The 23,240-nt window shown below is 66.9% G+C and carries 21 protein-coding genes; 10 read left to right on the top strand and 11 right to left on the bottom strand.

Translation table 11 applies throughout. The annotated features are described in order from the left end of the window. The 6 genes from gspL to gspG form a co-directional block, all read right to left on the bottom strand. The coding region (gene gspL / locus BLA15945_RS23010) for a type II secretion system protein GspL (RefSeq protein WP_233464279.1) at positions 1 to 572 on the bottom strand (572 nt) is incomplete at its 3' end. Positions 573 to 598: 26 nt separating this feature from the next. After that, positions 599 to 1,738, bottom strand: a complete 1,140-nt coding sequence (gspK, locus tag BLA15945_RS23005) for a type II secretion system minor pseudopilin GspK (RefSeq protein WP_174993446.1) — start codon at positions 1,736 to 1,738, stop codon at positions 599 to 601. A 2-nt stretch (positions 1,739 to 1,740) separates the two neighbouring features. Next, on the bottom strand, positions 1,741 to 2,430 hold the full coding sequence (locus BLA15945_RS23000; protein WP_081051773.1) for a PulJ/GspJ family protein: 690 nt from the start codon (positions 2,428 to 2,430) through the stop codon (positions 1,741 to 1,743). Next, the gene (gene gspI, locus BLA15945_RS22995; RefSeq protein WP_081051772.1) at positions 2,408 to 2,815 is read right to left on the bottom strand and encodes a type II secretion system minor pseudopilin GspI; all 408 of its coding nucleotides are present in this window, start codon (positions 2,813 to 2,815) and stop codon (positions 2,408 to 2,410) included. Before gspI ends, BLA15945_RS23000 begins: the two co-directional genes overlap by 23 nt. Next, the gene (locus BLA15945_RS22990; protein ID WP_174993445.1) at positions 2,812 to 3,381 is read right to left on the bottom strand and encodes a GspH/FimT family pseudopilin; all 570 of its coding nucleotides are present in this window, start codon (positions 3,379 to 3,381) and stop codon (positions 2,812 to 2,814) included. Before BLA15945_RS22990 ends, gspI begins: the two co-directional genes overlap by 4 nt. 39 nt (positions 3,382 to 3,420) lie before the next feature. Beyond that, positions 3,421 to 3,873, bottom strand: coding sequence for a type II secretion system major pseudopilin GspG (gene gspG, locus BLA15945_RS22985; RefSeq protein ID WP_034188200.1), 453 nt, complete (start codon positions 3,871 to 3,873; stop codon positions 3,421 to 3,423). 175 nt (positions 3,874 to 4,048) lie between these two features. Here gspG and BLA15945_RS22980 point away from each other — a divergent pair, with 175 nt between their 5' ends. Beyond that, positions 4,049 to 4,459: a type II secretion system protein N gene (locus tag BLA15945_RS22980; protein WP_059232820.1), complete on the top strand. Its 411-nt coding sequence runs from the start codon at positions 4,049 to 4,051 to the stop codon at positions 4,457 to 4,459. A 32-nt stretch (positions 4,460 to 4,491) separates the two neighbouring features. Here the strand turns inward: BLA15945_RS22980 and gspF are convergent, their stop codons facing one another. From gspF to gspD, 3 genes are read right to left on the bottom strand one after another with little or no spacing between them, the layout of a single operon-like run. After that, on the bottom strand, positions 4,492 to 5,709 hold the full coding sequence (gene gspF, locus BLA15945_RS22975; RefSeq protein WP_059232819.1) for a type II secretion system inner membrane protein GspF: 1,218 nt from the start codon (positions 5,707 to 5,709) through the stop codon (positions 4,492 to 4,494). Between the two features lie 4 nt (positions 5,710 to 5,713). Continuing rightward, a complete protein-coding gene (gene gspE, locus BLA15945_RS22970; RefSeq protein ID WP_174993444.1) occupies positions 5,714 to 7,213 on the bottom strand; it encodes a type II secretion system ATPase GspE in 1,500 nt (499 codons plus the stop codon). Beyond that, positions 7,210 to 9,552, bottom strand: a complete 2,343-nt coding sequence (gene gspD, locus BLA15945_RS22965; protein ID WP_059232817.1) for a type II secretion system secretin GspD — start codon at positions 9,550 to 9,552, stop codon at positions 7,210 to 7,212. The genes gspE and gspD overlap by 4 nt, the downstream gene beginning before the upstream one ends. 367 nt (positions 9,553 to 9,919) lie before the next feature. Here gspD and BLA15945_RS22960 point away from each other — a divergent pair, with 367 nt between their 5' ends. Both BLA15945_RS22960 and BLA15945_RS22955 read left to right on the top strand, forming a co-directional pair. After that, positions 9,920 to 10,372: a lytic transglycosylase domain-containing protein gene (locus BLA15945_RS22960; RefSeq protein ID WP_059232816.1), complete on the top strand. Its 453-nt coding sequence runs from the start codon at positions 9,920 to 9,922 to the stop codon at positions 10,370 to 10,372. Between the two features lie 159 nt (positions 10,373 to 10,531). Then, positions 10,532 to 11,845, top strand: a complete 1,314-nt coding sequence (locus tag BLA15945_RS22955; RefSeq protein WP_059236545.1) for a GTP-binding protein — start codon at positions 10,532 to 10,534, stop codon at positions 11,843 to 11,845. A gap of 129 nt (positions 11,846 to 11,974) precedes the next feature. On the opposite strand, the gene BLA15945_RS22950 is transcribed toward BLA15945_RS22955, so the two are convergent. After that, positions 11,975 to 12,253 (bottom strand): HU family DNA-binding protein, encoded by a 279-nt coding sequence (locus tag BLA15945_RS22950; protein WP_006401505.1) that lies wholly within the window; start codon positions 12,251 to 12,253, stop codon positions 11,975 to 11,977. Positions 12,254 to 12,641: 388 nt separating this feature from the next. Between BLA15945_RS22950 and mnmC the strand changes: the two genes are divergently transcribed. From mnmC to BLA15945_RS22915, 7 genes are all read left to right on the top strand, one after another. Continuing rightward, positions 12,642 to 14,567, top strand: coding sequence for a bifunctional tRNA (5-methylaminomethyl-2-thiouridine)(34)-methyltransferase MnmD/FAD-dependent 5-carboxymethylaminomethyl-2-thiouridine(34) oxidoreductase MnmC (gene mnmC / locus BLA15945_RS22945; protein WP_174993443.1), 1,926 nt, complete (start codon positions 12,642 to 12,644; stop codon positions 14,565 to 14,567). Positions 14,568 to 15,238: 671 nt separating this feature from the next. Then, positions 15,239 to 16,453: a cation:proton antiporter gene (locus BLA15945_RS22940; protein ID WP_059232814.1), complete on the top strand. Its 1,215-nt coding sequence runs from the start codon at positions 15,239 to 15,241 to the stop codon at positions 16,451 to 16,453. Positions 16,454 to 16,467: 14 nt separating this feature from the next. After that, positions 16,468 to 17,583 carry a YbdK family carboxylate-amine ligase gene (locus BLA15945_RS22935; RefSeq protein WP_006490006.1) on the top strand — a complete coding sequence of 372 codons (1,116 nt, stop codon included), beginning with the start codon at positions 16,468 to 16,470 and terminating at the stop codon, positions 17,581 to 17,583. Positions 17,584 to 18,090: 507 nt separating this feature from the next. Then, on the top strand, positions 18,091 to 18,729 hold the full coding sequence (locus tag BLA15945_RS22930) for a MarR family winged helix-turn-helix transcriptional regulator (protein ID WP_043184842.1): 639 nt from the start codon (positions 18,091 to 18,093) through the stop codon (positions 18,727 to 18,729). A gap of 28 nt (positions 18,730 to 18,757) precedes the next feature. Beyond that, on the top strand, positions 18,758 to 19,468 hold the full coding sequence (locus BLA15945_RS22925; protein WP_059236543.1) for a glutamine amidotransferase: 711 nt from the start codon (positions 18,758 to 18,760) through the stop codon (positions 19,466 to 19,468). 213 nt (positions 19,469 to 19,681) lie between these two features. Continuing rightward, positions 19,682 to 20,794: an NADH:flavin oxidoreductase/NADH oxidase gene (locus tag BLA15945_RS22920; RefSeq protein WP_059232813.1), complete on the top strand. Its 1,113-nt coding sequence runs from the start codon at positions 19,682 to 19,684 to the stop codon at positions 20,792 to 20,794. A gap of 179 nt (positions 20,795 to 20,973) precedes the next feature. After that, positions 20,974 to 21,504 carry an SET domain-containing protein gene (locus BLA15945_RS22915; protein WP_059232812.1) on the top strand — a complete coding sequence of 177 codons (531 nt, stop codon included), beginning with the start codon at positions 20,974 to 20,976 and terminating at the stop codon, positions 21,502 to 21,504. A 144-nt stretch (positions 21,505 to 21,648) separates the two neighbouring features. Here the strand turns inward: BLA15945_RS22915 and BLA15945_RS22910 are convergent, their stop codons facing one another. Continuing rightward, a complete protein-coding gene (locus BLA15945_RS22910; RefSeq protein WP_059232811.1) occupies positions 21,649 to 23,133 on the bottom strand; it encodes a sensor histidine kinase in 1,485 nt (494 codons plus the stop codon). Positions 23,134 to 23,240 lie beyond the last annotated feature (107 nt).

Raw genomic sequence — 23,240 nt, 5'->3', positions numbered from 1 at the left:
GTCGCGAGCCCGAGCACCGCGGCGACCGTCGCCGGGCGGGCAGGCGGCTCGGCGGCGTCCGCGGCAAGCGCGGCGGCGTCGGTAGTCTCACCGTCGGCCGGCGCGGTCGATGCCGTTTCGGCCGACGCACGCGGCGCCGGCAGGCAGCGGGTGGCGGGCACCGCGCTCAGGTGCCGGTGGCCGGCCGCCGTGAACGCTTCGCAGATCGTGCGGAACCACGCGCGATCGACGACGGCCAGCACGCGGCGCCCGTCGGGCAGCGCGGCCGGATCGAGCGCGATGTGACAGCCGAGCGGATCCTGGATCAGCTGATCCTCGACGATGTTGGGCAGCGCCTGGCGCAGCTTCGGCCCCTTCAGCGGCGGCACGGTCGCGGCCAGCAGCAGCACGTCGCGCGCGGCGACGATCAACACCGTCGCATTCGCGCGCGGCAGCAGCGCGAGCGCGGCGCGGCCCGCGCGCTGCACCTGGCCGGCCTTGTCGACGAGCGTGAACGGCAGCTCGGGCCACTGCCATTCCTGCAACGGCACGGCAGGCTCGCGCGGCGGCAAAGAAACAATCAACGTGCTCACAAGAGCTCCTCTCCCGATTGGCGTCGTTATAGCTGGTCGCGGATACGCACGACCCGCGTCGAGTGCGTGGTCGGATCACGATACACGAGCGAGGTGCGGTCGACCTCCGCGCGATCGTGCTGGATCCGGCCGTGCACGATGAAATAGCTCGAATTGACATCGACGAGGCTCGAGTCGATCGTCACGTTCGGCGGCGCGCCGGCCCCGCGCAGCGCGAGCTGCACGTCGCCGACGTTCCGGAAAAACACGGTCTCGCGGCGCGACACGAGCGCCTGCGCGGACGACACGCTCATCCCCGGCACCAGCGCGGCGATCACTTCGGCCGGCGCGGTGTTCATGTTCACGGGCGTCGTGGTCGGCAGCACGGTGACGAACGGGCGCAGCCGCGCAACCATTTCGGGCGTCACGCCGTCGACGTCGAGCAGGCTGTCGACGCTCGTCATCATCAGCGGCGCGGGCCCGCGATCGCCACCGGAGAGCCCCGGATCGTCGGTGAAGCCGCTACCCTGCATGTCGCCGCTGGTCACCGGCGCGGTCGCGGCGTTCGCCGCGGTGCCGCCGCCGCCGGGCAGGTTCGGCATCTGGAAGCGCGTCGCCGAGTGCAGCAGGCCCGCGCGCACCTGCAGCGCAATGCGCTTCGCGAACGCACCGTCGTAGCCGAGCGTCGTCAGCAGGCGCTGGAACGCCTGGAGCTGCGTGACGTTCAGCTGCAGCACGCCGGGCGCCGGCGACGACACGAGGTTGCGCAGGTTGAACTTCGCCTGCGCGTCCTCGATCGAGCCGGAGATATAGGTGTCCTCGCCGCCGTTGTCGTTGGGTGCACCGATCCGGCCGAGGAAATCCGACAGCTTCGTCTTCGCGATCGGCACGCCCCAGATCCCGCCGAGATAGGTGATGCCGGGCGCCGTGTCGCCTTCGGAGCGCAGGATCATCCGCGTCCAGTCGAGCGCGCCGCGCGCGACCCACTGCGCCTGCGCGATCACGCGCTGGTTTTCGATGCGGCGGATCTGCACCTGCTGGCGCCACAGCATCCCCGACACGAGGATCGCCGACAGCGCGACGACGAGCAGCGCGGTGATGATCGCGGCGCCGCGCTGGCGGCCGCGTGCCCGCACGCGTGCGGCGGCGCGGCTGCGGGAGGATGGACGGGAAGGGCGCACGCGCATCGTCATTCCCCGACGAGGAAGATGCGCGTGACCGGCACGCGCAGCGACGTCGCGCCGATGCTGACCTGCAGCCCCGTCACCGCGCGCGTCGGCGGCGCGTTGCCGATCTGCGGCACCTTGAGCGCGTCGTTGTTCTGCGCGAGTGCTTCATCGGCCGTCTGCAGGTTGGTGGTCCAGCCCACGCGCGGCACGTACAGCTTCGCGTCGATCGCGCCGACGCCGCCCATCAACGCGACCCAGCTCCAGCCTTCGACGCTGCTGTCCTTCAGCACGGTCCGCAGCCGGTTCGCGTCGTCGATCGGCGGCGATGCGTAGCGCACGACACGCCCGCCGGCGATCCGGTAGCGGACCACCTGCAGCCGCGGCGCCGCGCCCGGCACCTCGAGCTCGCGCACGATCTGCAGCGTATTGCCGGCGACGCCGATCGCCGGCTGGCCGGCCTCGTCGTCGGTCGCGGCGAGCCGCGCGTCGATGCGCATCTGGTCGAACATCTGCGCGAACACGCGTTCGTCTTCCATCGCGGCCGCCACCTTGTCGCGGCCGCGCATGATCTGGTCGAGCCCGCGCCACGCGAGGATCGCGACCACCGCGAGGATCGCGATCGCGATCATCAGCTCGATCAGCGTGAAGCCACGGGCGGGGCGGGCGAACGGGCGTCGCATCGGCGCGTCAGAGCGGACGGCTGGTTTCATTCGCGACCACCGTCACCATTTGCGCGAGCACGCCGGAATGGCCGGGCATGCTCACCGAAATCCGGACGCGCCGGAACACCGGGTTCGGCGTGGTGCTCACGCGCTGCGTGCAGACGAGCTGCACGTTGCCTTGCGAGCAGTCGAAACTCTGTTCGCCGACCTCCGGCCATGCATGCGTGAGCCGCAACTGCGCAAGCGCGTTGTCGGCGCTCCAGCCCGCGAGCAGCCGGCGATGCAGGTCGGACGCGTTGGTCGCCATCGTGCCGACCGCACGGATCGACGCGGCGAGCGCGACCGCGATGATCGCGAGGGCGACCAGCACCTCGATCATCGTGAAGCCTCGGGATGAAGAAGCGGAACCGGGCAGGCGACGACGCATCGTCATTGCACCTCGTAGCGGCCGTTGCCGGTGCCGACGATCGTCGCGCTGCCGACAGCCGAATGCAACGTCACGCGCACCGGCGTGTCGATGCTTTCGGTGCCGAACACGACGCGATTCGCGTGCGTGTCGGACCCCGGATAGTCGATGTCGGCGCCCGTGACGCCGCCGTCCCAGTCGCGCGGGCGCAGCAGGTCGTCGCGCAGCGTGCGCCAGCCGTCGGGCGAGCTCACGTCGAACCGGAAACCGTGCTCGGTCGGCTGCCATGCGATCGGCCGCGCGCGCACCTGCGCTTCGTCGCCGGCCGTCTCGAACAGCAGCGCGACGCGCTGCGCTTCTTCACGCAGGTCGGTGCGCGGATTGCGCGTCAGCGACAGCGACGCGAGCGACACGAGCAGCCCCGCGATCACAAGCACGACCAGCATTTCGAGCAGCGTGAAGCCGCGTGCGCGGCGATGCCGCGCGCCGCGCTTCATCCGCCCGCCATCGGCACGCGCCGGTACGGACGACACCGCGCCGCGACGCACACGGCAATCGCGGCCGCAGCGGAAGGTCGTGCGAATGGCGAGCATGAAGAACGGGATTGAAACGTCGGGGCGATCAGTGCCGGCTTATTGCCACGAACCGATGTCGGTATCGTTGCCTTCGCCGCCTTCCTTGCCGTCGGCGCCGTAGCTGAACACGTCGATTTCGCCGTGCACGCCCGGGTTCAGGTACTTGTACCCGTTACCCCACGGGTCGTTCGGCAGGCGCTCGAGGTAGCCGCCGTCCTTCCAGTTGTTCGGGATCGGATCGGTGGTCGGCTTCTGGATCAGCGAATTCAGGCCCTGCTCCTGGGTCGGATAGCGGCCGTTGTCGAGACGGTACAGTTTGAGCGCCTGCATGATCGTGCCGATGTCCTGCTTCGCGGCGATGCGGCGTGCCTCGTCCGGGCGGCTCATGATCTTCGGCACGATCAGCGCCGCCAGGATCCCGAGGATCGCGACCACCACCATGATCTCGATCAGCGTGAAACCGCGCTGACGACGCACGGCCGCGTTGCGGCGAGTGATCCACGTTTGCATGAGTGACTACCTCTTTCCAAAAAATGTCGTCGATTGAGTGACGCACCCGGCGCACCGGACAATTGCCTGACAGCAAGCTTCCGAACCCGCGGGCGCGGAGCACGCATTGTAAGGCGCGCATCGCCGAGGGCTTTCACCCAACGCAAATTTCATATACATCCGTACAATAGCGCGCATGAACGCGCTCTCGATCCGGATCCTCTCCCTAGCCCTCTTCGCGGGTTTGTGCGCGACGGCCACCTACTGGGTCGTCACGCTGTCTGCCCGCGAAGCGCCGCTGCCCGCCGCCGCCGCGCGGCTGCCGATCCGCACCGAGGACGCCGCGGCGCTCTTCGGCGGTCAGCTCGACAAGAATCCCGTCCAGGACATCCACCTGTTCGGCATCCTGTCGCTCGACCGCGGCGCCGCCGCGATCGTCGGCGTCGGCGGCGAACCGCCCCGCGCCGTGTCGCTCGGCGCGGACGTCACGTCCGGCGCGAAACTCGCCGAAGTCCGCCCGCGCTCGATCGTGATCGACCGCAACGGCGCCCGCGCCGAAATCCAGCTCCCGGCGAACACGCCGTCCCCCGCGATCTACATGCGCTGAACGTCGGCGGGCCTGACACGCAGGCCGCCACGTCACTGCACCATGTTGTTCAGCTCGATGATCGGCAGCATCACCGCCAGCACGATCACGAGCACGATGCCGCCCATCGCCAGGATCAGCAGCGGCTCCAGCAGGCTCGTCAGGAACATCGTGCGGCGTTCGAGCTCGCGCGCTTCGCCTTCGGCCGCGCGATCCAGCATCGTCGTCACGTCGCCCGTCGCTTCGCCCGAACGGATCAGGTGCACGAGCACCGGCGGAAACGTCTTCACGTTGTTCAGCGCGCGCGACAGCGCGGAGCCTTCGCGCACGCGCACGATCGCATCGTCGATGTTCGCGCGCATCGCGCGGTTCGACAGCGTCTCGCCGGCCGCCTGCAATGCGCGCAGGATCGGCACGCCCGCCGCGGTGAGGATGCCGAGCGTGCTCGCGAAGCGCACCGTGTTGTAGCCGCGCACGAGCTTGCCCGCGAGCGGGGCGGTCAGCACCCAGCGGTCGAACGCGAGCCTGGGCCCGTCACGCGACAGCGTCGCCTTCACGAACCACACGACGAGCACGAACGCGATCAGGATCGCCCACCACCAGTGCCGCACGAATTCCGACAGCGCCATCATCACGACCGTGAGGATCGGCAGCTGCTGTTTCGTACTCGCGAACACGTTGACGACCTGCGGCACGACGTAGCTCAGCAGGAACGTGACGATGCCGAATGCGATCAGCGTGACGATGCCCGGATACGTGAATGCGAGCAGGATCTTCTGCTTCAGCGCGTTGCTTTGCTCGATGTAGTCGGCGAGGCGCGACAGCACGATGCCGAGCTTGCCGGTGTGTTCGCCCGCCGCGACGAGCGCGCGGTAGATTTCCGGAAAATCGCGCGGATGCTGGCCCAGCGCATTCGCGAGCGAATGGCCGCCGAGCACCTCGGCGCGGATCGCGGCCATCAGTTCGCGGATGTAGTCGCGCTCGGCCTGCTCGGTCAGCACGCCGAGCGCCTCGTCGAGCGGCAGCCCCGCGATCAGCAGGCTCGCGAGCTGGCGCGTGAGGATCGCCTGTTCGCGCTGCGACAGCTTGCGGCCGAACGCGAGCCGCTGCGAACGCGCCCCGCGCGTCGCGCTGGCGGCCGGCTCGACGACGAGCGGCGTGAGCCCCTGCGTACGCAGCTGGCCGCGCGCGGCACGCGCGCTGTCGGCATCGATGACGCCTTTCTGCGCGCGTCCCGCCGAATCGATTGCTTCGAAACGGAATGCCGGCATCGCGCTATGCGCCTCCCGTCACGCGCAGCACTTCCTCGAGCGACGTCGCGCCGGACGCGAGCCAGCGCTCGGCGTCGTCGCGCAACGTGCGCATCCCATCCGCACGGCCGGCGGCGAGAATCTCCGCGTCGGCTGCGTTGCGGTGGATCAGCGAGCGGATCGACTCGTCGACCAGCAGCAATTCGTACACCCCGCGCCGGCCCGCATAGCCCGAATGGCCGCACTTGTCGCAGCCGACCGGATGCCACACGGTGCGGCCGTCCTCGTGCCGCTCTTCCTTGCAGGCGGAGCAGAGCTGGCGCACGAGACGCTGCGCGAGCACGCCGAGCAGCGACGACGCGAGCAGGTACGGCTCGACGCCCATGTCGGTCAGACGCGTGACAGCGGAAGCCGCATCGTTCGTGTGCAGCGTCGCGAGCACGAGGTGCCCCGTCAGCGACGCCTGCACCGCGATCTGCGCGGTTTCGAGGTCGCGGATTTCGCCGATCATGATCACGTCCGGATCCTGGCGCAGGATCGAGCGCAGCGCACGGGCAAAGGTCATCCCGATCCGCTCGTTCACCTGCGTCTGGCCGATGCCGCCGAGGTCGTATTCGATCGGATCCTCGACGGTCATGATGTTGGTCGTCGCGGTTTCGAGCCGCGACATCGACGCATACAGCGTCGTCGTCTTGCCCGAACCGGTCGGGCCCGTGACGAGCACGATGCCGTGCGGACGCGCGATCAGCTTGTCGAACTGGACGAGCGTGTCGCGGCCCATCCCGAGCGCTTCGAGGTTCAGGCGCTGCGCATCCTTTTCCAGGAGACGCAGCACCGCGCGCTCGCCGTGCCCGGTCGGCAGCGTCGACACGCGCACGTCGACCGGCCGGCCGCCGACGCGCAGCGTGATGCGGCCGTCCTGTGGCAGGCGTTTCTCCGCGATGTCGAGCTGCGCCATGATCTTGATCCGCGAGATCAGCGCGCCGTGCAACGCCTTCTTCGGCCGCACGACGTCGCGCAGCGTGCCGTCGACGCGAAAGCGCACGACCGATGCATTCTCGAACGGCTCGATGTGAATGTCCGACGCCTGTTCGCGCGCCGCTTGCGTGAGCAGCGCGTTGATCATCCGGATGATCGGCGCGTCGTCTTCCGACTCGAGCAGATCCTCGACTTCGGGGATGTCCTGCATCAGCCGCGACAGGTCGACTTCGCCTTCGACCTCGCCGACCACCTGCGCGGCGCTGCCGTCCTGGCGCGCGTAGGCCTGGTTGATCGCCTGCGCGAGCTCGTCGGCCGGCACGCGATGCACGGCGATCGAACCGAAGTTGCGGGCGATTTCCGCGAGTGCAGCATCGCTCGTGCGTTCGCTGATCCACACCTCGAGCGTGTCGTCGAGCTGGTGCGCGATCAGCACCTGGCCGCTCTTCGCGAAGCCGTACGGCAACAGCCGCGCGGCGAGCGGCGACGGCGGCTGGCGTTCGCCCGGCGCGCCGTCGTGGGCGGAAGACGCGAGCACGTCGCTCACTGCGAGGCTCCCGGCGTGGCGGTCAGCGGCTGTTGCGGCACGGCCTGCTGCGGCACGCTTTGCGGCTGCGCGGGCGTCGCCTCCGGCAACGGCTGGGCCGGCACCGGCACTACCTGGCGCTGTACCTGCTGGCGACGCATCTTGTCGAGATCGAACAGGTTGCCGGCGGCCGTGCCGCCCTGGCTCGGGCCGATCGGCATCGGCGGGACGATCGGGTCGTCCTTGTCGCGCATCACGTTGTTGTCCGACTTGTACGCGCCCGTCACGCCCTGGATGTAGTCGTAACGGTTTGCCGTGACTTCCTGCGCGGTATTGCGGTCGGAGATGATCACCGGGCGCAGGAACACCATCAGATTGGTTTTCGCGCGCACCTTCGATTCCGAACGGAACAGCTGGCCGATCCACGGAATGTCGCCGAGCAGCGGCACCTTGCTGTTCGTTACCTGGTAGTTGTCCTGCATCAAGCCGCCGAGCACGATGATCTCGCCGTTGTCGGCCAGGATCGTCGACTGGATCGACCGTTTCGTGAAGGTCGGGCCGGTCTGCGCGCTGGTCGTGCCGGCGACGACCGCCGAATCCTCGGTATAGAGCTGCAGCTTCAGGATCCCGCCGTCGGTGATCTGCGGCTTCACGTGCAGCGTCAGGCCGACGTCGCGACGGTCGTAGGTATTGAATGCATTGCTCGTCGTGCCGCTCGTCAGGTTCGAATACGAGCCGGTCGCGATCGGCACGTTCTGGCCGACGACGATCTTCGCTTCCTCGTTGTCGAGCGTGATCAGGTTAGGCGTCGACAGCACGTTCGCGTCGCTCACGCCCGCGAAATACTGCAGCAGTGCGCCGAGCCCCTGCACGCCGAACATGTTGTGCAGCCAGCCGATGTTGAGCCCTTGGGACAACTGCCCGAGATTGGAGGCAAGCCCGCCGCCGGTGATCCCGCCGGCGGCGTTGGCCACACCGCCGGCCGTCAGGTTGATGATGCTGTTGCCCAGGCCGAGCCCGGGGTTCAGGTTCGTGCCGCCGAGAAACTGGCCGCTCGCCACCTGCCACTGGATGCCGAGGTTGCCCTGCGACGTCGAGTTCAGCTCGACGATCAGCGCTTCGATGTAGACCTGCGCACGCCGCGCATCGAGCTGGTCGATCACCGAGCGCAGGTTGCGGTAAACCGGATCGGACGCGGTGATGATCAGCGAGTTGGTCGCCGCGTCGGCCTGGATCATCCCGCCCGGCTGGTTGTCGTCGCCCTTGTCCTTGTCGCCGCCGAGCAGGCCGCCCGAACCGAGACCGCCGCCACTGGACGAGCCGCCGTACGACGATGAAGACGAAGACGAGCCGCCGAGGCCGCCCGACGGCAGCGGCGGGGTGCCGGACGAGCCGGTCGAGAAGTTGCCGCTCGACGACGAGCCGCCGTTCTGGTTGAAGCTGTTCGCATCGTTGGACGACGCCGACGAGCCGCTGTCGTTGCCGCCCTTGCCGAGCATCCCGCGCAGCGTCTTCGCGAGCTTCACCGCATCGGCATTGCGCAGCGGCACCACGTGCATGTTGCCGGGCACCGCGCTCGGCGCGTCGAGCTGCTGCGCGAGACGTTTCGCGGCCGCGAGGCGCGAACCGTTCGACGCGCGCAGCAGCAGCGAGTTGGTACGCGGGTCGGCCGTGACCGACACCTTCAGCGTCGCATCGCTGTTGCCGATCGCACCGGGGTCGAGCATCTTCTGCATCTGCGCGGCGAGGTCGATCGCGTTCGCGTTGCGCAGCGTCACGACCTGCACCTGCGAGCCCGCGGCACTGTCGACGCCCGAGATGATCTGCGCGATGCGGCGCACGTTGTCCGCATAGTCGGTCACGACGATCGTGTTGTTCGCCGGGTAGGCCGTCACCGTGTTGTTCGGCGAGATCAGCGGCCGCAGCACGGGCAGCAGGTTGTTCGCCGATTCATTGTGCAGCTCGAACACCTGCGTGATCACCTGGTCGCCGCGTGCCTGCGGCGCATTGCCGACATAGGTCGGCACGCCCTGCAGCTTCGCGTCGGCTTCCGGCACGACCTTCAGCACGCCGTGATCCTGCACGAGTGCGAAGCCCTGCATGCGCAGTGCCGACTGCAGCGTCTTCAACGCCTGGTCTTCCGGCACCGGCCGTTCGGCCACGAGATTGAGCTGCCCCTTCACGCGGGGGTCGACGATGATGGTCTTGCCAGTCGCGGCGCCGATCGCTTTCGCGACCTGGTCGATATCCGCATTCACGAAATTGAGCGTGACCTGAGCGTAGGCGGCCTGCGAAGCGATGATGCCGGCCACGAGCAGAGTCGTGGCAACGCGCCGCATAACGAAGCGATTTCTTGTCATGGATGAATGGGTCGATGCCGGCTCAGGCCACTTCCGGCGGTAGTGCTGGGATCCAAGTCCGAAAGAGGCGACATTAGCAGTTTTTCATGTCCGAAATATCACATTGATCCGAGGACTGTCTCACATACGACATGTGTCCGGTGAATCGTATGCAATATGTAAGGATCGGCGTGGCCCTCCGCATGCCGGCCATCGCCCCCGTTTCACGATGAACCGACACATCAATCCGGTATAACCGGGTTGCCGTATTCCTGCCTGTCGCAATCTGACGGTCTGCCGGTATGATACGGGCGACGCGTTTCTCGTCGCACTAATAACAGGCACGGGTTTTCCCGAGCTTCGCGAAATTCCTTTTCGTTTCCGCACGATGAACAGACGACGGTTCGCTTCGATCGCGTTGATCGCCGCTGGCGCGTGGTTCGCCAGCGCAAACGCTCGTGCGGATTGTTTCGACGAAGCGGCTAAATATCAGCAGGTCAATCCGCTGATCCTGCGCGCGATCGCCTGGCAGGAGTCGCGCAACCGGCCCGACGCGCTGAACAAGAATACGAACGGCTCGGTCGACTACGGCCTGATGCAGATCAATTCGATTCATCTGCCTGCACTGTCGCGCTTCGGGATCGGCCGCGACACGCTGATGGAGCCGTGCAAGAACGTGTACATCGCCGCGTGGCATCTGAAGCAGAAGATGAACCGCTACGGCAACACGTGGCAGGCCGTCGGCGCCTATCATTCGGAAACGCCGTCGCTGCGCGACAAGTACGCGCGGCAGATCGCCGGCATCCTGACGCAATGGAAGCTGCTGCCGCCCGTGCAATGACGTTGCGCCGCATCGCGGCCTGACGCCGTGCCGGCCGGCCGGCGCGCGTTTGATGCACAATGCGGATCTCACGCCGCAACTTCGCCCGTCCGCGGGCCGATCGCGCCCCGGAAGGGCGCCGCGGCCGCTTTTTCATCTTTACCGTTGGTGCATATCATCATGAATCCGGCAATGAACCAGCCGTTGCCCGTCACCGTGCTGTCGGGCTTCCTCGGCGCCGGCAAGACCACGCTGCTCAACCACGTCCTCGCGAACCGCGCGGGCCTGAAAGTCGCCGTGATCGTCAACGATCTCGCGGCGGTCAACATCGACGCGTCGCTCGTGCGCGATGCGCAGGCACTGTCGCACGTCGAGGAACGCCTCGTCGAAATGTCGAACGGCTGCATCTGCTGCACGCTGCGCGACGACCTGCTCGTCGAGATCCGCAACCTCGCATCCGAAGGCCGCTTCGACGCGATCATGATCGAATCGACCGGTATCGCGGAGCCGATGCCGATCGCCGAGACCTTCACGTTCGTCGACGACGACGGCACGTCGCTGTCGGCCGTCGCGCGGCTCGATACGCTCGTCACCGTGGTCGACGCGTACAACTTCCTGCGCGACTACGGCTCCGACGACGCGCTCGCGACGCGCGGCATCGCCGCGTCGGAAGAAGACGACCGCACGCTCGTCGAGCTGCTGATCGAGCAGATCGAATTCTGCGACGTGCTGGTGATCAACAAGGCCGACCTCGTCAGCGCCGACGATCTCGCGCGGCTGCAGCACATCCTCGCGCGGCTCAACCCGCGCGCGCACCAGGTCGTGTCGACGTTCGGCAACGTGCCGCTCGACGAAGTGCTGAACACCGGCCGCTTCGATTTCGACGAAGCCGCGAACGCACCCGGCTGGCTCGCGTCGCTCGATCACGATCACACGCATTGCGACGACCCCGATTGCCATGACGCACATCATGCGCACGTGCACGGCGAAGCCGACGAATTCGGCATCGGCAATTTTGTTTACCGCGCGCGCCGGCCGTTTCACCCGGCACGACTCTGGGCGCTGCTGCATCAGGAGTGGCCGGGCGTGCTGCGCAGCAAGGGCTTCTTCTGGCTCGCGACGCGCAACGATATCGCCGGTTCGCTGTCGCAGGCAGGCGGCGTATGCCGGCATGGCCCGGCGGGTCTGTGGTGGGCCGCGCAGGATCGTGCGGAATGGCCGGACGACGACGAGCTGCTCGACGAAATCCGCGCCGAATGGCTGGGCGATCTCGACGATCGCGCGGTGGGCGATCGCCGGCAGGAACTCGTGCTGATCGGCATCGCGCTCGACGCCGACGCGTGGCGTACGAAACTCGATGCGTGCCTGCTGACCGATGCGGAATTCGCACTCGGCGCGGCGGGATGGGCCGCGTTCGACGATCCGTTCCCGGCGTGGGATGTCGATTCGCACGACGACGACGATCACGGCGACACGCAGATCGTGCACGCGTGATCCCGTGGTAACGGCTTGTAAAAGTAACCGTTAACTTTTGCAAGAGCGGCGCGGACTGTGGCGAAAATGCCGCGCGCGCCCAACAAAAAACCCGCCGAGAGGCGGGTTTTTCTTGGAACAGGCGCTGGTTTAACGCTTGTTGACGGCGTCCTTGAACGCCTTGCCAGCCGTGAACTTGACCGTCTTGGCTGCCGGGATCTTGATGGTTTCGCCCGTCTTCGGGTTGCGGCCCGTACGTGCTGCGCGCTTGCCCGAACCGAAGCTGCCGAAGCCGATCAGCTGAACCGCATCACCCTTCGACACGGCCTTCTTGATGACTTCGAGCAGCGTGTCCAGCGTTTCGCCGGTTTGAGCCTTGCTGGCGCCCGTTTGGGCGGCGACGGCGTCGATCAGTTCCTGTTTGTTCATTAAGGTTCCTTTATCAGGTTAGGTTGACACGAACAGCGCGAACGCGCCGATTATACGTGCGCGAACCGTGCCGTCGAGAGTCAGACTCCGACGACACAGCGCCGAATCCTGGCCCGCGCGACGCGCCCTCCGGTTTGCCGGCGGCCACCCCGCGGTACGGCGTTGCTATGATAGCGCAGCGCAAACCCAATAACGACAAGGGTTTCAAAGATTTTCATCGGTATTTCGCCGAATGAATCGTCGATTGCCCATTTTTTGACCTGCGCCAACCGGACCGGATACACAGCGCGGTCCGCCCGTGCGCCGCGCCGTTGCCCATTTCCAACGGCCGCGCGGACGGCTCCGCGCAATCCCTTGCCAGGCTTGGCTGCCACGTTTTTTGTTTCGCATGCCCGACCGACTTGTTCCCGCCTCGCTCGCCCTTCGCGACGACGGCACGCTCGTCTCGCCCGAGTTCGGCGAGCTTCATCGCAGCGCGTCAGGCGCGCTCGCGCATCACGCGTTCGTCGCGGGAAACGGGCTGCCGGCGCGCTGGCAGCAGCGCCGCACGTTCACGGTCGTCGCGACGGCATTCGGCGCCGGCGCCGGCTTCCTCGCGACCTGGGCCGCTTGGCGCGACGACCCCGCGCGCTGCGAGCGGCTGCATTACGTCGCGGTCGAACCGCATCCGTTCTCGCGCGAAGACCTCCGCAGTGCGGTTGCCCATATGGTTGCTAACACAACCATTTCGGCGGATGCCGATGGATTGATCGACGCATGGCCGATGCTCGTGCCGGGCCTGCACCGGCTCGAATTCGACGAAGGGCGCGTGGTGCTCACGCTTGCGTTCGGCGATGCGCTCGACACGTTGAAGAAGCTTGTCGTGCGCGCCGATGCGTTCTATCTCGAAGGCGCCGCGGCATCGAACGACGCGGTCCGCGCACTCGCGAAGATGGCCGGTGACGATGCAACGTTTGCGGCGCATGCAAGTTCCGGCGACATGAAGCACGCCCTCGGCGAAACAGGTTTCACGTTCCGCGAAGTCGACGGTCGTCTCGTCGGCGACTATGCGCCGCGCTGGCGCGCGCGCCGGCACGAACCGCCGCGTGCGCTGCCCGTTGCGACGCGCCGCGCGATCGTGATCGGCGCGGGCCTCGCCGGTTGCGCCGTCGTCGAACGCCTGGCAGCGCGCGGCTGGGACGTGACATTGATCGAGCGGCACGAACGGATCGCGAGCGAGGCATCCGGCAATCCTGCCGGCGTATTCCATCCACTGATGACACGCGACGACAACGTCGCGAGCCGCCTCACACGCAGTGGCTTCCTGCACGCGCTCACGCGCTGGCGCACACTCGAACGCGCGGGTCATGCATTCGCACGCAGCACGCACGGGATGATTCATCTCGCCGAATCGGCCGACGACTTCGCGCGGATGCGCGATGCATTCGATGCGTTCGGCGCGCCGTCCGACTATGTGACGTTGCTCGATGCCGATGCCGCGCGTGCGCATCTGAATCTGCCGGTCGCGCATGGCGGCCTGCTGTTTCCGCACGGTGGCGCCGTCTGGCCGGCCGCGCTGTGTGCCGCGCAATGCGCGGCGGCCGGCGAGCGCGTACGCCTGCTTGCATCGACCGGCGTCGCGCGGCTCGAGCGGCGCGGCGATGGATGGCACGCGCTCGACGACACGGGTGCAACGCTCGCCGAAGCGCCCGTCGTCGTGCTCGCGAACGCGGGCGACGCTGCGCGTCTTGCCGGGTTGCAGCATGTCGCGCTGCAACCGGTACGCGGCCAGCTCACGCTGCTGCCGCCGGGCACCACGGCGACGCTGCCGTGCCCGACGATCGGCGACGGTTACGCGGTGCCGCTCGACGACGGCACGCTGCTGATCGGCGCCACGTTCGAACCCGACGACATCGATCCCGCGATGCGCGTGGCCGGCCACGTCGAAAACCTCGATCGTGTGCGGCACCTGCTGCCGGGCCTGATCGGCGACCTGCCGGAGCCTGCCACGCTGCGCGGCCGCGTCGCGTTCCGCTGGGTCGTCGGCGACCGCCTGCCGCTCTTCGGCCCGCTCGCCGACGAAGCGCAAGCCCTCGCGAACGCACGCGCGCTGGGTGGCGCGCAGGCGCGCGACTTGCCGCGCATGCCCGGCCTCTACGGCGCATTCGGCTTCGGCTCGCGCGGCCTCGTATGGGCCGCGCTCGGTGCCGAACTGATCGCGTCGCAACTCGAAGGCGAACCGTGGCCGCTCGAGCGCGAACTCGCCGACGCCGTCGACCCCGCACGCTTCCTGATCCGCGCCTTGCGCGCACGCCGCGTCGGTTCCGCCGGCTGACCGGCACGCAAATCGCTCACAGTCTCCCGATTTCTTCGCGCAAGGTTATCCACGCAACGCTGTGGATAACCGCGCGGAATCCGCGCGCACTTCGTGTGCAATCACAGTGGACGTAAACTGGGCAACTCGGCACAGCTGTGCGGCGGCCCGAAAGTTGCTCAACTCAAATGTCTGTGCACGAACAGCCTGTGCAACCGGTTATGGTTTCGCCAAGGCCTTGATCCATCAGCGTAAACCGAAGTTATCCACAGAACTGTGCGGCCTTTGTTAACTTCTACTATGTATATATACAAGTAAACCTTTGAAACCAAAGACCTGCGGTGCCGCACAGCGCCGCGAGTCGATTCAATCGGTTCCAGAGCGAAAAAGCTGTGGCACAATCGGTTTCCTTCGCGTTCGTTCGGCCAGGCGCCGGACATGCTTCAATGGAACGGTCGGCATGATTTCGAATCTGAATCTTCGAGACTGCGCTGTCCGTTCACACACCAGGCCGACAATCCAGATCGGCAACCTGAACGACGTTCCGCCCTGTGGCGGAACAGGCGGATCCCACGTACCGCCGTCGTCGACCACAACAATCACATTCGGGGCGATACCCAGCCGGCGCGCATCCATTTCTGACGCTTGACCCCGCGTCGCTGGCGGTTGCTTCCAAAGGAGAAGTCACCACGATGAAGTCGGCGTTCTCATTCCTGCCCAACTGGCCGCTCGCGCCGGATGCCGTGTTCTGGGCCGGGCTCGCGTTGTTCGCGGCCGGCCTGTGTGGCGAGCTGTGCTATCGCGCGTGGCGTCTGCCACGCATCACAGGCTATGCCGTGATCGGCCTGATCGCCGGTTCGTTCGGATTCGGCGTGATCGACGCCAGCACCGACGAAACGTCGCGGCTGCTGATGGACGTCGCGCTCGGTCTGCTGCTGTTCGAACTCGGCAGCCGCCTCGATTTGCGCTGGATCCGGCGCAATCCGTGGCTCGTCGCGTCGAGCCTCGCGGAAGCCACGCTGACGTTCGTACTCGTGCTGTTCGTGATGCTCGCGCTCGGCGTGTCGGGGATGGTCGCGCTCGTGCTGTCGGCGATCGCGATCGCGACGTCACCGTCGATGGTGATCCAGCTGAAGACCGAGCTGCGCGCGGAAGGGCAGGTGTCGCAACGCCTCATCACGCTCACCGCACTCAACAGCGTGTACGCGATCGTGCTGACCAAGCTCGTGACGAGCTGGCTTCACCAGGAAGCGTACGGCAACGTGTTCGCGACGGTCCTGCAGCCGCTCTACCTGATCGCCGGTTCGTTCATCGTCGCGTATCTCGTTGCGCGTTCGTGCAACTACCTGTTCCGCCACATGACCGCGACGATGCGCGACGAGCATTCGTTCGTCGCGCTGTTCGGGCTCGTGATGCTCGCGATCGCGGTCGCACAGGCATTGAAGCTGTCGACGCTGCTCACGCTGCTGCTCGCCGGCATCATCGTGAAGAACCTCGAAGCGCGGCCGCAGCTGTGGCCCGAGCATTTCGGCACGGCCGGCTGGCTGCTGACGGTGGTCCTGTTCGTGCTGACACTCACGTCGTTCACGTGGGGCGACATCGCGCTCGGCGGGCTGCTCGCGATCGTGCTGATCGTCACGCGGCTCGCCGCGAAGCTGGCCGGCGTCGTCGCGTTCGCGAAGCCGAGCGGCCTCGGGATGAAGCAGGGCATTGCGCTCGGCATCGCGCTGACACCGATGTCCGCGCTGTCGTACCTGCTCGTCGACGATACCTACCAGCTCTACCCGAATTTCGACCCGCACCTGCGCGCGATCGTGATGTGTTCGATCGTGATCCTGCAGCTCGTCAGCCCGTTCGTCGTCTACCGCTGCCTGTCGGCGGTCGGTGAACGCAGCGACAGCAACTGATTCCGGAACCTGCCATGGCACTCGAAACCTTCGTCAATTCCGAACCGTTCACGTTCGGCGTCGAACTGGAGATCCAGGTCGTCAACACGCACAACTACGACCTGACCAAAGCGGCATCCGACCTGATGCGCCTGATCCAGGGCGAGACTTTTCCGGGCAACATCACGCCGGAAATCACCGAGAGCATGATCGAGCTGTCGACCGGCATCTGCCATTCGCACGAGCAGGCCGTCAGCGAGCTGCATGCGATCCGCGACGTGCTCGTGAAGGCGGCCGACCAGCTCAACGTCGGGCTGGCCGGCGGCGGCACGCATGCGTTCCAGCAATGGAGCGACCGGCAGATCTACGATGCGCCGCGCTTCCAGTACATCTCCGAGCTGTACGGTTATCTCGCGAAGCAGTTCACCGTGTTCGGCCAGCACGTGCACATCGGCTGTCCCGATCCGGACAGCGCGCTGTTCCTGCTGCACTCGATGTCGCGCTTCATTCCGCACTTCATCGCGCTGTCCGCGTCGTCGCCGTTCGTGCAGAACGTCGACACGGGCTTCCATTCGGCACGCCTGAATTCGGTGTTCGCGTTCCCGCTGTCGGGCCGCGCGCCGTTCGTGCTGACCTGGGACAGCTTCGAGGAGTACTTCACGAAGATGGTGAACACGGGTGTCGTCAACTCGATGAAGGACTTCTACTGGGACATCCGCCCGAAGCCCGGCTACGGCACGATCGAGGTGCGCGTGATGGACACGCCGCTGTCGGTCGACCGCGCGGCGGCGATCGCCTGCTACATCCAGACGCTCGCGCGCTACCTGCTGACCGACCGGCCGCTGAAGCTGTCGGAGGACGACTACCTCGTCTACACGTTCAACCGTTTCGAAGCGTGCCGCTTCGGGCTCGAGGGCACCTGCGTGAATCCTCAGACGGGTGAACGCCGTACGATCGCGGAAGACATCCTCGACACGCTCGACCGGATCGCGCCGCATGCGGCCGCACTCGGTTCGCGCGCGGCGCTCGACGAGATCGGCGCGCTCGCGAAAGCACGCGTGAACGACGCATCGTGGTTGAGAACCGTTTTCAAACAGGAAAAATCGCTGAACGAGACGGTCCGGCAGCAGTGCTTACGTTGGCGCGAATGAAAAAATGTTTTGCAGATTGCAGGCTCGACCGCATCGCGATTCGCTGAACGGCGGTCGGCGCCATTTCGGGCCGAAATCGTTGCCAGTCGTCCTGAAAATCTGTGGATAACCCGATATTCCGCTGCAAAGTCAACGACCTGTGCACGGGATAACCCGGTGGATCAAATCCATCCGACCGATGGCCGATCCGAACAGGAAAATGCTGGCGCGCCCCGTTCCGCGGGCGCGCGGCATTGCAGGCACAACGAAAAATTTCAGTTATCCAGCGATTTTCCACAGAATGCAGGGGATAACTTAGCTGTGCGATTTTCCGCTCTCGCTTAGAATGTCGGCTTTGCGGACACCGGAACGACGCGTGTCTCTCCGGTCGCCGCGAACGCGACCGCCGCGTGTGCCTCGCGACGGCCGTGCTGACGCACTCGAGAGAGCGCGTCTGTTTTGAGATAGACATTCGATCTCCACACTACGGCCGCTCGGCAACCCGGGCGGCGGCAAAGCGAAAAGACTATGAGCGAAGGCGTTTACGGGAACCAGGCTTCGGGACGTGTGACCCACAGCCTGCTGCGGTTGAGTACGGCCATGCGAAGCCAGGCATGGGATTGGGCGGAAGGCGCTGGCCTCACGCCGACGCAGGGCGAGATTCTCGTGCTGCTGCTGCAGCGCAAGGGCCCGATGCGGCTCGGCGAGATCGCGCGCGAGACGCAGCTCACCGCGGCAACCACGAGCGATGCGGTCAGCACGCTCGAGACGAAGGGGCTCGTCGAGAAGCGCCGTGCGCTGGACGACGGCCGTGCACTGGCCGTGCGTCTGTCGGCGCGTGGCCGTACGGCCGCGAAGAAGGCGCTGCAATGGCCTGAATTCCTGACGAAAGCGGTCGGCAAGCTCGGCGCGGACGAGCAGGGCGCGCTGTACCGCGCGCTGCTGAAGACGCTGCGCGAGCTGCAGGTGGCCGGTGCGACGCCGCCGCAGCGCATGTGCGTGACGTGCGCCCACTTCCAGCCGGGCAAGTTGTCGAAGAAGACCGTGCATCACTGCGCGGCGCTCGACATCTCGATGTCGGACAGCGATCTGCGTCTCGACTGCTCGGTGCAGGAAGAAGCCGACGCGGCAACGCAGAAGAAGACCTGGAAGATTTTCGCAGGCTGACGTCCGTCGATCGACCGGGAGGCCGATGATGAACGCTGAAGTCGTGGCGATCCGCCATGTGCATTTCGAGGATCTCGGGAGCTTCGAGCAGGTGCTCGGCGAACGGGGGAGGCGGGTGCGCTACGTCGACGTCGGATCGTCGCGGGTCGAGGTGCTCGACGTGCTCGAGCCGTCGCTGTTCGTCGTACTCGGCGGGCCGATCAGCGTGTACGACGATGCGCAGTATCCGACGATCGCGCCGCTTCTTGCGCTCGTGCGCCAGCGTATCGACGCGGGGCTGCCGATCCTCGGCATCTGCCTTGGCTCGCAGTTCATCGCCCGTGCGCTCGGTGCGCGCGTCTATCCGGCTGCGCAGCACGAACTCGGCTGGGCGCCGCTGACGCTTACCGACGCCGGCCGTGCGTCGGCGCTGCGTCATCTCGATGGCGCGGCGACGTCGATGCTCCACTGGCACGGCGATACGTTCGACCTGCCGGGCGGGGCGATCCATCTCGCGTCGACGCCGGCCTGCCGCCACCAGGCATTCGCTTGGGGGCAGCACGTGCTGGCGCTGCAATGCCATCCGGAAATCCGCACCGACCGCTTCGAACCGTGGCTGATCGCGAACGCCGGCGAAATCGCGGCGACGCCCGGCATCGACGCCCGCCAGTTGCGCGCCGATACCGTGCAGCACGGCCCCGCACTCGAAACGGCCGCGCGGCGCATGTTCGCGGAGTGGCTCGACAGCGTCGGGTTGTAACTCAGCGGGCGGCCCCGCCCGCCGCGAAGATTTGGCCCGGCCTGCATCCGTTGCAGGCCGGCGCACTGCTGTACGCCACGCATTTTCCGCATGGCCGGCACGTTGCCGCCGGCCGCACCTGACCATCCGCTTACTGCCGGTTGCGCCGTCTGCACGCTTCAAGCCTGCGTGCTACGCTCGTCCGCTCTTTCCCTTTCCAGGCGAGCGGCCTCCATGACTGCGCTGTTTTCTCCGTTCACGCTGCGCGGCGTGACCCTTCCGAACCGGATCGTGATTTCCCCGATGTGCCAGTACTCGGCCGAACGCGGTGAGGCCACCGACTGGCACATGATTCACCTCGGCCATCTCGCGCTGTCGGGCGCGGGGCTGCTCTGCATCGAGGCGACGGCAGTGGAGCCCGACGGGCGCATCACGCACGGCGACCTCGGCCTCTGGGACGACGTGACCGAAGCAGCGCTGAAGCCCGTACTGGCCGCGATCCGCAAGCATTCGCCGGTTCGCATCGCGATGCAGCTGTCGCATGCGGGGCGCAAGGCATCGAGCGCCGCGCCGTGGGAGGGTGGTCAGCTGGTATCGGTTGCCGATGGCGGCTGGTTGCCGCACGGGCCGTCGGCCGTGCCGCACAAGGACGGCGAGACGCCGCCGCTCGCACTCGATGCCGCGGGCCTGAACCGGATCCGCGAAGCCTTTGCCGCGTCGGCGAAGCGTGCCGCGCGGCTCGGGATCGACGCGATCGAAGTGCATGCGGCGCACGGCTACCTGCTACACCAGTTCCTGTCGCCGCTCGCGAACCAGCGCACCGACGAATACGGCGGCTCGCTCGAAAACCGGATGCGTTTTCCGCTCGAGATCTTCGAGATCGTGCGCGCGGCGTTTCCGGCGGACCGGCCGGTCGGCGTGCGCGTGTCCGCGACCGACTGGGTCGAAGGCGGCTGGGAGCTCGACGATACGATCGCGTTCGCGCACGAACTGAAGCGGCGCGGCTGCGACTGGATCGACGTGTCGTCCGGCGGCGTGTCGCCGCTGCAGAAGATTCCGCTGTCGCCCGGTTACCAGGTGCCGTTCGCGCAGGCCGTGAAGCGTGCGGTCGGCATGCCGACGATGGCGGTCGGCCTGATCAACGAGCCCGAGCATGCGAACCGGCTGATCGAATCCGGCGATGCCGACTTCGTCGCGATGGCGCGCGCAATGCTGTACGACCCGCGCTGGCCGTGGCATGCGGCGGCCGCGCTCGGCGCGCAGGTGACGGCGCCGCCGCAATACTGGCGTTCGCAGCCGCGCGAGCACAAGGCGTTGTTCGGCGACATCGCATTCGGCCAGCGTTGAGCGTCCGGCGTGCAATATTGCGCGCGATGTTGAACGAAGCAATCGTGAACGTGTAGGATGCGGGTGATTCGCCGCATGCCCCGACGCGGCACCAACCGGTGCCGCGTTTTCGTTTGGTGCGACGCCGGGCCGCGATCGCGGCCGCTTCCATTCAAGTCGTCTTCACAAGGATTCGTTCGATGAGTTCACGCAGGATCGCGGTGCGCCGCTCGGGAGTACACGGCAAGGGCGTGTTCGCCGTGGCGCCGATCAAGGCCGGCGAGCGCGTAGTGGAATACAAGGGCGAGCGAATCTCGTGGAAGGAAGCGTTGCGCCGCCATCCGCACGACCCGAGCGAGCCGAACCATACGTTCTACTTCGCACTCGACGAAGGCGGCGTGATCGACGGCAAGATCGATGGCAACAGTGCGCGCTGGATCAATCATTCGTGCGCGCCGAACTGCGAAGCCGAGGAAGTCAAAGGCCGCGTGTTCATCCATGCGCTGCGCGACATCGGGCCGGAAGAGGAGCTGTTCTACGACTACGGCCTCGTGATCGACACGAAGCTGACGAAGACGCTCAAGCGCGAATACGCGTGCCATTGCGGCGCGCCGTCGTGCCGCGGCACGCTGCTCGCGACGCCGGATGAAGGCGGGAAGAAGAAAAAGAAGAAGGACAAGAAGGACGGCAAGTCCGAGCCCAGGTCGAAAGACAAGAAGAGCAAGAAGTAACGCAGACGGCGGCGCACCATGCGCCGCCGTTGTTGTTTTGGCGGACGGTTGCCGCGTCGCGATCGTCCTTCCTGCCTCCCGTATCCGGCGCGCGGCCCGCCCGGCGGACCGGCGGTTGCCCGCCGCGACTCGTTCAGCCCAAGCTCAGTGCGTCGACGCTGCGGCCGGCGTTTCGCTGGCCGGCTTTTCCGTATGAGCGGCGAGCGGCACCCGCACCACGAAGCGTGACCCTCCCTCCGACGCATCCTCGTACGACACGGTGCCGCCATGCATTGCGATGATGTCGTGCACGATCGCCAGGCCCAGCCCGGCACCCGTCTCGACGCCGTTGCCGCTTTGCGCGTCGCCGCGGAAGAAGCGCTTGAACAGGTCGGCCTGCTGGTTCGCGGGCACGCCTGGGCCGTTGTCCTCGACGACGATCTCGGCGGCCGGCTGGCCGTCTTCGAGCGCGCCGCGCGCAACGTTCACCGTGATCCGTGCGCCGTCCGGCCGTGCGAGCGGCACGTATTTCAACGCATTGTCGAGCAGGTTCGCGATCACCTCGCGCAGCAGCACGGGGTTGCCGCGCACGGTCAGCTTTTCGTCGTCGTCCGCGCCGTCGGTGCGCTGGAAGCCGAGGTCGACATGCGACGCGAGCGCGCGCGGCACCCATTCGGCACCGGTCTCGAACGCCATCGCCGCAAGGTCGACGTCGACGAAGCGTGCGGCCTGTTCGCCCGGCTCCGCACGGGCAAGCGACAGCAGCTGGTTCGACAGCCGCACCGCGCGGTCGGCGGCCGCGCGCAGCTCGCGCACCGCGGCGAAGGTCTGGTGCGGATCGCGCGCGACGGCGGCCTGTTCGGCGTGCAGCTTCACGGCCGTGAGCGGCGTGCGCAGCTGGTGCGCGGCATCGGCGATGAACTTGCGCTGCGCGTCGAGCGCGGTCTTCAGGCGGCCGAGCAGCGCGTTCATCGCGCTCGTCAGCGGCCGGATCTCCAGCGGCACGTCGGTTTCGTCGACCGGTTCCAGCGACGTGTGGGTCTGCCGGTTCAGCGAATCGGCGAGATGCGTGAGCGGGCCGAGCTGCTGGTTCACGACGCGCCACACGATGCCCCAGCCCGCGAGCAGCAACAGCAGCAGCGGCATCATGATCGCGACGAGGAATTCGGCCGCGATCCGGTAGCGGTGCCGCACCGGCTGCGCGACTTCGACGACCATCGGCTTGCCGCCCTCGACGTCGTCGACGCGCACCTGCGCGACGCGCACCGCGCGGTTGTCGTACTCGGCCTCGAACACGTACGCGTGATGCATGCGGCGGACGTTGATGCCCTGCAGCGGCAGTTTCGGATCGCCGGCGAGTTCCTGTTCGCCGTCGCTGATCCGGTAGATCAGCGCTTCGGCGGGATCGGAGAACATCGCCTGCGCGAGCGGCGGCACCGTGAACGGCGCGTCGGGGCCGGCGATCTGGATCTGTTTGGAGATGGCGGTGGCGAGATCGGCGAGCGAGCGGTCGATCACGTGCTGCGTGTATTGCCACGCGAGCCAGTAGGCGATCAGGCCGCTCATCAGCGCGAGCATCGACAGCGGGGCGGCGAGGCGCCGGAGCAGCGAGCGGCGCAGGCTGGTGGTCACAGCCGGATCAGGAGACATTTCGACGGGCAAATGGATAAGCGCCGCTCACGGGGAGCGGCGCGGTCGTACGCCGGGCGGCGAAACGGAGCGGGGCGCGCACGCCGGCGGCACGCGGCCGGCCGGCG

The organism is Burkholderia arboris, from assembly GCF_902499125.1.
Classification (GTDB): Bacteria; Pseudomonadota; Gammaproteobacteria; order Burkholderiales; family Burkholderiaceae; genus Burkholderia; species Burkholderia arboris.
Note: the sequence above shows the minus strand (reverse complement) of the source record. Positions and strands in the feature narration are given on the sequence as shown.